This window comes from Reyranella massiliensis 521 (assembly GCF_000312425.1).
GTDB classification, from domain to species: Bacteria; Pseudomonadota; Alphaproteobacteria; order Reyranellales; family Reyranellaceae; genus Reyranella; species Reyranella massiliensis.
Window position 1 is genome coordinate 2,684,101 of the sequence record NZ_HE997181.1, and the last position, 8,443, is coordinate 2,692,543.

Below are 8,443 nucleotides of genomic sequence, written 5' to 3' on the forward strand. Positions count from 1 at the left end.
CGAGGCCCGCCCGAAGCACGCCACGACGCGACGCCTGCGACCCCGGCGGGCCGCCGGTGCCGGTGATTTCCGATTTTTTGGTCATGGTCCCCAACTCTCCAGCCGCCGCCCGTTCCGGTTGAACCGGCCGGACGGGACTGCCACTCCCCGTTCGGCCGCCAACATAGCGTCACGGTTGGAAAACGGCCAGCGCCGGCGAGCACGAAGCCGGCGCGCCGGGACCACGAGGAGGCGGCGGCCGATCGGCGGCAGCTTTCCGGCTTGCCGCCGGCCTATCGTGCGAGGAGTGCTGCCGTCGCGCGCCGACGCGCAGAACGGCGCGGCCGCCGTTCGGAGAGTGCGGCCCGGCGCGCCGGGCTCAGGAGCGCGCGGCCCCTTGGTACTGCAGCGACACGCCCTGCATCTGCTGCGTCGAGCCGCGGCTGCGTTCGAGGTTGTTGTCGGTCGTGATGTCCTTCACGAAAAGGAACACTGCCACCGCGAGGATGCCGCAGGCCAGCAGCATCCCGAGTCCCGATCCACCGTTCATTTCCGTCCCTTCCGCTTGCTTCCTGTCGTTCATCTGTAGCACAGGAACGACCGGGGTGGGGCCCGATGCCGGCAGCCAGTTCACCAGGCGCGCGGCGATCGCCTCGGAGTCGGCGGCGTTCCAGTCGCCTTCGGGCAGCATCGCGATGGTGACGGCGAAGGCCCGCGCCGCGGTCTCGCGCGGCAATGCCGTCAGCCGCGCCGCCTCGCGCCACGGATCGAAGCCCAGTCGCGTGAGGGCGCTGAACACCGAGAGCGGCACGCCCGCCTTCTCCTCGCCGATCGTGGCGAAGAGGAATTCGTTGTAGGGCGAGTGGCCGAGCGTGTACTCCGGTCTCAAGGTCATGACGACCTCCTGCGTGTATGGCGCGTGCGCCTAGAATCCCATCCCGCCGCCCATGCCTCCGCCCGGCATCGCGGGCATGCCGTTGTCGGCCTTCGGCGCTTCCACCACCATCGCTTCGGTGGTGATCAGCAGGCCCGCCACCGAGACCGCGCCCTGCAGCGCGGTGCGCACCACCTTGGTGGGATCGATGACGCCCGCCTTGATCATGTTCACGTACTCGCCCTTCTGGGCGTCGAAGCCGTAGGCGTGGTCCTTCTGGTCGAGCATGTGGCCCGCGACCACGGCGCCGTCGAAGCCGGCATTCGCCGCGATCTGGCGCACCGGCGCCTGCAGCGCGCGCCGCACGATGTCGATGCCGACCTGCTGGTCGTGGTTGCCGCCGCGCTTGCCGTCGAGCACGCGCGTGGCATAGAGCAGCGCGGCACCGCCGCCGGCCACCACGCCCTCCTCGACCGCGGCCTTGGTGGCGTGCATGGCGTCCTCGACCCTGTCCTTCTTCTCCTTGACCTCGATCTCGGTCGCCCCGCCCACCTTGATGATGGCGACGCCGCCCGCGAGCTTGGCCAGCCGCTCCTGCAGCTTCTCGCGGTCGTAGTCGGAGGCGGTCTCCTCGATCTGCGCCTTGATCTGGCCGATGCGGCTCTCGATGTCCTTCTTCTTGCCCGCGCCGTCGATGATCGTGGTGTTGTCCTTGTCGAGATGGACCTTCTTGGCGGTGCCCAGCATGTCGAGCGTGACGTTTTCGAGCTTGATGCCGAGATCCTCGCTGATCTCGCGGCCCGCCGTCAGGATCGCGATGTCCTCCAGCATGGCCTTGCGGCGGTCGCCGAAGCCCGGCGCCTTCACGGCCGCGACCTTCAGCCCGCCGCGCAGCTTGTTCACCACCAGGGTGGCCAGCGCCTCGCCCTCGATCTCCTCGGCGATGATCAGCAGCGGCCGGCCGGACTGGACCACCAGTTCGAGCAGCGGCAGCAGCGGCTGCAGGCCCGACAGCTTCTTTTCGTGGATCAGGATGTAGGGGTTGTCGAGTTCGGCGATCATCTTCTCGGGGTTGGTGATGAAGTAGGGCGAGAGATAGCCGCGGTCGAACTGCATGCCCTCGACGACCGACAGCTCGGTCTCGAAGCTCTTGGCCTCCTCGACGGTGATCACGCCGCTGGTGCCGACCTTGTCCATCGCCTTGGCGATCATGGCGCCGATCGCCTTGTCGCCGTTGGCCGAGACGGTGCCGACCTGGGCGATCTCCTCGCCGGTCGAGACCTTGCGCGAGCGCGTCTTCAGCTCCTCCATCACCAGCTCGGCGGCGAGGTCGATGCCGCGCTTGAGGTCCATCGGGTTCATGCCCGCGGCCACCGACTTGGCGCCTTCGCGGACGATCGCCTGGGCGAGCACGGTGGCCGTCGTGGTGCCGTCGCCGGCCGCATCCGACGTCCGCGTCGCGACCTCGCGCACGAGCTGGGCGCCCATGTTCTCGAACTTGTCGGAAAGCTCGATTTCCTTGGCCACGGTCACGCCGTCCTTGGTGATGCGCGGCGCGCCGAACGACTTGTCGAGCACGACGTTGCGGCCCTTGGGCCCCAGCGTCACCTTGACCGAATCGGCCAGGACATCGACGCCGCGGATCATGCGGGTGCGGGCATCGCCGCCGAAGCGTACTTCCTTCGCTGACATGTTCTTTTTCCTTGTTGGACTGAAAGACGGGAAGCAGGAGCCGGGAGGCTGGACGCCGGTAGCGACAGACAGGCCGATCCAACCAGCGTTTACGCCATCGACTTCCTGACGATGGCCGGGCCCGGTCTACCGATAGAGACTTGGTGTGCCCCGGGCAACTAGACAAGCGATATCTGCCCCCTCGCCCCGCCCCCGCCCCTCCGCCGGCGCGCGACGGCGGCACCTCCCCATCCCGACGGAGAGGCGGCGGATGTCGGAATCGCGCCGGCGCGCCCGTCTTCCAGACAGCCGCGCCTGGGAGAACCATGCCAGGGAGAACCACGCCAGGGAGAAAGACGATGACGACGACCATCACGATCACCGCCTTCGAATCGTCGCCGGATCGCGGCCGCGGGCTGGCGCGCGACATGCGCGTGCGCTGGGCGCTCGAAGAGACGGGTCAGCCCTACGACGTCCGTCTCGTCTCGTTCGAGGCGATGAAGAAGCCCGCGCACCTGGCGCTTCAGCCGTTCGGCCAGATCCCGACCTACGAGGAAGGCGACCTCGCGCTGTTCGAGTCCGGCGCCATCGTGCTGCGGATCGCGGAGCGCCGTCCGGGCCTGCTGCCGGCCGACGCCGACGCCCGCTCGCGCGCCATCGCCTGGATGTTCGCCGCGCTCAGCACGGTGGAGCCGCCCATCGTCGAGCGCGAGATGGCGACCTACGTGGAGCGCGGCAAGGACTGGTTCGAGGCGCGCCGGCCGATCCTGGAGGAGCGCATCCGCACCCGGCTCGACCAGCTCTCGCGCCGGCTGGGCGATGCCCCCTGGCTCGACGGCGACTTCAGCGCCGGCGACCTGCTGATGGTGACGGTGCTGCGCCGCCTGGAAAGCTCGGGCCTGCTCGACGCCACGCCCAACCTCCCCGCCTACATCGCCCGCGGCGTCGCGCGCCCTGCCTACAAGCGAGCCTTCGCGGCGCAGCTGGCGGTGTTCGAGGCGGCACGGAAGGCGTGACTTCGTGCCCTGCGGATGAGCAGAGGCCGAAGCTCGCGCTGCCTGCGCTCGACGGCGCTTCATGCCTCGCCACTTCTGGTTGCTTTACTTATTTCCGGCGCATCCATATTTCTCCTCGAATGACAAATTGTCTCCCTATATCCATTTTGATATAAACGGCAGGAGCGCATGAAGCCTGTCGTCTTCCTGGGCGATTCGCTCGACAGGGTTCGGGAGTTTCCGGAGAGAGTGCGCCGGCAGGCGGGCTTCGAGCTTCGACAGGTTCAACATGGCCTCGATCCGACGGACTGGAAGCCCATGAAGAGCGTCGGCCCGGCCGTCCGCGAGATTCGCCTTCGCGACGGGAGCGGCGCGTTTCGGGTGCTCTACGTCGCGACGCGGGCCGATGCCGTCTATGTGCTGCATGCCTTCCGGAAGAAGACGCAGGCGACGGCGAAACGGGAACTGGACGTGGCGGCGCTGAGACTGCGCCTGCTGTGACGAGAGGATGGACATGAAGCCCAAGTTGAAGCGCCAGCGCTTCGCCAATGTGTGGGACGCGCTGGAAGACACGCCCGCGGTGGCGGCCAGCATGACCATGCGGTCGGACCTGTTGATCGCGCTCCGCCAGCGCATCGCCGGCTGGAAGACGACGCAGGCCGAAGCGGCGCGGCGATTGCAGGTCACGCAGCCGCGCCTGAACGACCTGCTGCGCGGCCGCATCGAGAAGTTCAGCCTCGACGCGCTGATCGACCTGGCAGATCGCGCACACCTTCAGGTCAGGCTCAGGATCGACAAGGCGGCGTAGGCGTCGCCCGTGCAATCGATTGCACGGCCGGACGGCAGGAAAACTAACGCCCGAAGGCCGCGCGCAAAGCGGCACGCTCTTCGTCCCAGGCGGCCCGAGCTGCGGCCTCGTTATATTCGTTGCGGTAGCCGTAGGTCGTTTCCGGCTTGCCGCGCAGGCGGGAGCTGGTGAACGCATGATGCGCGCCGGGATAGACCACGAGCCGCAGCGGCGCGCCCTCGCCGCTCCGCTTGGCCATCATGTCCCGGCAGGCGCGCGCCGGCGTCGCCTCGTCGAGTTCGCCGATCAGGATGACGGCCGGCACCGACACGGCGCCATAGGAGGCGACGCAATAGGGAAAGTAGGCAATGGCGGCGCGGAACTTCCGGTCGAACTGCGTTTCGATGCCGCCCCGCTTGACCGCCCCGAGTGCCGTATCGGCGCCCTGCGAATAGCCAACGACGGCGATCCTGTCGGGATCGATGAATGGAAGGCCCGCGAGATAGAGCAAGGCACCATAGGCATCCATGATCCGGTCCGCCGGAGCGCCGGATTCGGTCGCGCAGCGCTGCGTGACGCCGCGTGGACCGAAGCTGTCGACGACCAGCAGCGCATAGCCGAGCGCGACGTAAGCCGCGCCGGCGGCATCCACGACCGCGCGGGACGGCTGGCCCGCACATCCATGCAACGACACCACGGCCGGAAAAGGCCCCGCGCCGGCCGGACGATAAAGCTCGCCGGTCAACTCGATGGCGGGCGACTGGGCGGCGAGCGGCTGCCCACGCTCGCGCGCGAGCCGCTCCTGCAACGGCGTCGGCGGACTCGTCGCCACAGGAAACCGGACCGTCTCTGCCGCCGCTTCCGGCGCCGCCGCGAGCAGCACGGCCATGACGATGGCCGATAACAACGTGCCGACGATCCTTCTCATGCTCGCCTCTTCGTCATGAGTCCGGATTCGCAAAGCTAAGCTGATTTCAGCCGCTTGCTAAGGAGACCCCATCTTGGTCTGCTCCACTAGTTATTAACGGTATCAAGGATCGTGAGACGCTCAATATCGCCGTTGATATTCAGATGTGGTTTTGCAGAAACCGTGAGCCATCTTTGCGCATCAAGAGCGGAAGAATAAGCGCTACGGGCCTCCTTCACGACCGGATCACCGATCACGCAAGGGAAGCGCTTTCCCTCTTCCGCCCCCTTGATTGCCACTTTCCCGTGACCCGTTTGGGTATCCAGCTCCGAAATGAACACGGTAAAGGGCTGCGTGAGCCCGTATGTTACTTTTGGTTCCGCATCAATCAGCTGCCGCGCGGCCACATCGATGGGATACGCCGTTTGAGGATCACCAATGGTCGCCGTCGACGCCGATGCGCCAATGGGGGCCGAGAAGTTTCGTAGTGCTGGGCGTTGGTCTTGCGCAGCGATCATCAACACATCACGTAAATTCGCAGCGTGTTTGTCGCCGCTCTCTATCGTCTTCATTGACACCTGTCGCAGGGCTTCGACAGCTTGGCCTGCTACATCCAGCGCCTTGGACGCTTCGCTAGGCTTGGCGAATGTCTTGATGAAGTAAGTCACTATTGCCTCCACAGCCTTGGGTGCCGCGGCCTTTACGATGGGCAGCGCTGCCATTGACCAGTAAATGACTGCATTCACATCAAAACAATGTGCCCGAGGTGGCTCCGCTAGTACGCGCACCGCCATTGCAGGTGTTCGCGAAATGTATTCTTCACGTAGTGCAATGTGGCTGGAAACGGCTATTAGCCGGGCGGCGCCCTGCAATGATTGTCCTAGCTGATGAAGATCGATTTGGTGATGACTGGCGTCGACACCATCGTAACGAATACGAATGGCCGTAAAGACCCTGCCATCGTTCGGCTCTTCCATTCGATAGATCCCCCACACCTCTTATGCACGCAAAGAGAGCATCCGACAGGAAAGGCGTCAAACGGAACGGTTACTGCTTTGACAGCTGATACATGCTTTGGTTCAAAGTGCCCTACGCTGTGCCAAGGCGTACAAGGTGCTCGTTCCCATCCTTCGAGACGGCCCTTCGGGCCTCCTCAGGATGAGGACAAATGCCGTCCCTGCCCCGCGGCTCTTGCGGTTTCGGACTTCGCGTCCTTCTGCTCCATCTTCCGTGCAATCGATTGCAGGATCGCCGTCATGGATTCGCCGTGGCGGGCCCAGGTGTCGCGTCGATAGGTGAGGCCGTAGATGACGCCGGCCATGGCGTCGGCGCAGTCCTTGGAGAAGCCGGCGGGGTGGTCGATGCGGCCGGTCCTGGGGTCGCGTTCGAGGCGGATCAATTCGGTGCGGGCGTGGTCGTGGGCCGGGGCGGCGACCCGGCCGTCGTAGAGCGCGGTCTTGGCGACGTCGTAGGCGGTGGAGTCGGCGTCCATGGATTGCGTGCCGGTGACGAACCCCTGCTGGCGCAGAAGCTGGATGCTGTCCCGCGACTGATAGGTGTCGAAGCCGATCCACTTCAGGTTCATGCCGGCCTCGCGCAGGGCATAGAACAGCCGGCGCAGGCTCTCGAACTCGATCTCGCCGTTGCGCGGCGGCGTCACTTCCAGCACGAGGTCGAAGGCGATCCTGGGCATCCGTTCGATGGTGCTGCCCCCTTCCATCCCCGAACGCGGCACGTCGACGAAGCGCTCGACATAGCCGACCGCCACGCCCGCGCTGTCGCCGCTGACGGCAAGATCGACATGCGCGAGCCGCGGCTCCTGCGGCTCGGCGATGTGCTCGCGCAGGATCGCGGGCCGCGTCGTCACGAAATCCGTGCGCTCCAATGAGAGCACCGAGGGCCGCGCGCCGAAGGCGGCGGCCACGGCTTCCGTGTTGATGAGATAGGGGTTCGTCGCCAGGGTCGAGCAGCCCGCGATGTCGCGGATCGCCGACAGGAGATCGTGCTCGAACTCCGACCTGAACTCGTGCGGGATGCGGCGGATCAGGTGCGCGTCTTCGGGCGGTACGGCCGCGCCCTCCTCCCCACTTTCCTCGTCACTCAGGATGCGCGGCCGGCGCGTCGTGTCGCCCAGGAACAGGCTCCAGCGCGCCGCGCCGTAGGTGCCGGCGGGTTTGATGTCGTAGACGGTGCGGTCATAGACGAAGATCGAGCTGCGGCCGCGTTCGGCCCGTTCGCGCCGCGCCTCCTCGATCTTGCGGTCGGTGAATTCGCCCGGATAGCGCTTGGACGAGACGAGATAGATCATGCCGGGCAGCCGGCCGTCCTTCAGGAAGCGCGACTTACGGCGGCGCACGATGCCGTTGTACATCTCCAGCGCCTGGTCGAAGACGCCGCCGTCGGCGGCCTGCGCGGAGTCCTCGACGATCTGCATGAAATTGATTTCGTCGAGCAGCGCGTTCATCACGTTGGCGCCGATGGCGGCGTGGACGTTGCCGGTCAGCGAGCGCGCCACGATGCGGCGGGGAAAGGCGATCTCGGCGCCGCGCGTGGCGTCGGGCGGGAAGACCTCGCGGAAATAGGGCGAGGCCGCGATCATGTGGCGGAAGCGCGTATAGTCGTTGTCGCGGGCGGTGCGCGCGTTCATCGACTGGAACACGCTCAGGATCTCCGACGCCGGATCGAGGCCGTAGGCGGCGTGCGGGTCCTTCAGCACGGAGAGCAGATAGTGCTGCCACGCCATGCCCAGCAGCGCGGCCGTGGTCTTGCCCGAGCCGATGCCGCCGGTCAGCACGCTCTCGACATAGCTGCCGTCGTTCATCTCGGCGATCGCCGCCATCACCGCGGGATAGACGATGCCGCGGCGGCCGAGATAGCGCCGGCTCTCGACGAAGGTGCGGAGATCGACCGGCAGCAGGCGGTAGCGGTGCGCCTCGGGCACCAGGCCCGCAAAGTGCGCGGCCGCAGCGATCAGGTACGCGCCGCGTTCGTTGCGCGGCAGTTCGGCCGCGTGGTCGAGCACCGTGCGGCCGGAGACCGGGACCTTGGCGATCAGGTCGTAGGCGGCTTCGATGGTCTCTGTCGTCCTGAGCGCAGCGAAGGACCTCATCGCCGTCTGCCATGAGTGGGGCAACCGGCATGAGATCCTTCGCTGCGCTCAGGATGACAAGAAGCCTCCCCATTCAAATGGGGAGGTGGCGCCGTCTGCGCTGACGGAGGGGTCATGGGGC

General features: G+C 66.4%; 8 protein-coding genes. 3 read left to right on the forward strand and 5 right to left on the reverse strand.

The features are described 5' to 3' along the window. Positions 1-358: 358 nt before the first annotated feature. Both BN60_RS13235 and groL read right to left on the reverse strand, forming a co-directional pair. Complete coding sequence (locus BN60_RS13235; protein ID WP_020696546.1) at positions 359-874, reverse strand: hypothetical protein; 516 nt, start codon at positions 872-874, stop codon at positions 359-361. A gap of 30 nt (positions 875-904) precedes the next feature. After that, entirely contained in the window at positions 905-2,545 is a 1,641-nt protein-coding gene (groL, locus tag BN60_RS13240; RefSeq protein ID WP_020696547.1) for a chaperonin GroEL, read from the reverse strand. A gap of 338 nt (positions 2,546-2,883) precedes the next feature. Between groL and BN60_RS13245 the strand changes: the two genes are divergently transcribed. The 3 genes from BN60_RS13245 to BN60_RS13255 all read left to right on the forward strand — a co-directional run bounded on the left by BN60_RS13245 (position 2,884) and on the right by BN60_RS13255 (position 4,327). Next, entirely contained in the window at positions 2,884-3,540 is a 657-nt protein-coding gene (locus BN60_RS13245; RefSeq protein ID WP_020696548.1) for a glutathione S-transferase family protein, read from the forward strand. A 168-nt stretch (positions 3,541-3,708) separates the two neighbouring features. Continuing rightward, positions 3,709-4,020: a type II toxin-antitoxin system RelE/ParE family toxin gene (locus BN60_RS13250; protein ID WP_020696549.1), complete on the forward strand. Its 312-nt coding sequence runs from the start codon at positions 3,709-3,711 to the stop codon at positions 4,018-4,020. A gap of 25 nt (positions 4,021-4,045) precedes the next feature. Further along, positions 4,046-4,327: a helix-turn-helix domain-containing protein gene (locus BN60_RS13255; protein WP_043285533.1), complete on the forward strand. Its 282-nt coding sequence runs from the start codon at positions 4,046-4,048 to the stop codon at positions 4,325-4,327. A gap of 43 nt (positions 4,328-4,370) precedes the next feature. Here the strand turns inward: BN60_RS13255 and BN60_RS13260 are convergent, their stop codons facing one another. The 3 genes from BN60_RS13260 to BN60_RS13270 form a co-directional block, all read right to left on the reverse strand. Further along, entirely contained in the window at positions 4,371-5,234 is an 864-nt protein-coding gene (locus BN60_RS13260) for a dienelactone hydrolase family protein (RefSeq protein WP_020696551.1), read from the reverse strand. Positions 5,235-5,320: 86 nt separating this feature from the next. After that, positions 5,321-6,190 (reverse strand): DUF7946 domain-containing protein, encoded by an 870-nt coding sequence (locus tag BN60_RS13265; RefSeq protein ID WP_148283407.1) that lies wholly within the window; start codon positions 6,188-6,190, stop codon positions 5,321-5,323. A gap of 176 nt (positions 6,191-6,366) precedes the next feature. Next, positions 6,367-8,322: a hypothetical protein gene (locus BN60_RS13270; protein ID WP_020696553.1), complete on the reverse strand. Its 1,956-nt coding sequence runs from the start codon at positions 8,320-8,322 to the stop codon at positions 6,367-6,369. Between the last annotated feature and the right edge of the window lie 121 nt (positions 8,323-8,443).

Excerpts from the sequence above, each read along its gene's own strand:
- BN60_RS13235 (WP_020696546.1), bottom strand. The coding sequence starts at position 874 with ATGACCTTGAGACCGGAGTACACGCTCGGCCACTCGCCCTACAACGAA.
- groL (WP_020696547.1), bottom strand. The coding sequence starts at position 2,545 with ATGTCAGCGAAGGAAGTACGCTTCGGCGGCGATGCCCGCACCCGCATG.
- BN60_RS13245 (WP_020696548.1), top strand. The coding sequence starts at position 2,884 with ATGACGACGACCATCACGATCACCGCCTTCGAATCGTCGCCGGATCGC.
- BN60_RS13250 (WP_020696549.1), top strand. The coding sequence starts at position 3,709 with ATGAAGCCTGTCGTCTTCCTGGGCGATTCGCTCGACAGGGTTCGGGAG.
- BN60_RS13260 (WP_020696551.1), bottom strand. The coding sequence starts at position 5,234 with ATGAGAAGGATCGTCGGCACGTTGTTATCGGCCATCGTCATGGCCGTG.
- BN60_RS13265 (WP_148283407.1), bottom strand. The coding sequence starts at position 6,190 with ATGGAAGAGCCGAACGATGGCAGGGTCTTTACGGCCATTCGTATTCGT.
- BN60_RS13270 (WP_020696553.1), bottom strand. The coding sequence starts at position 8,322 with ATGAGGTCCTTCGCTGCGCTCAGGACGACAGAGACCATCGAAGCCGCC.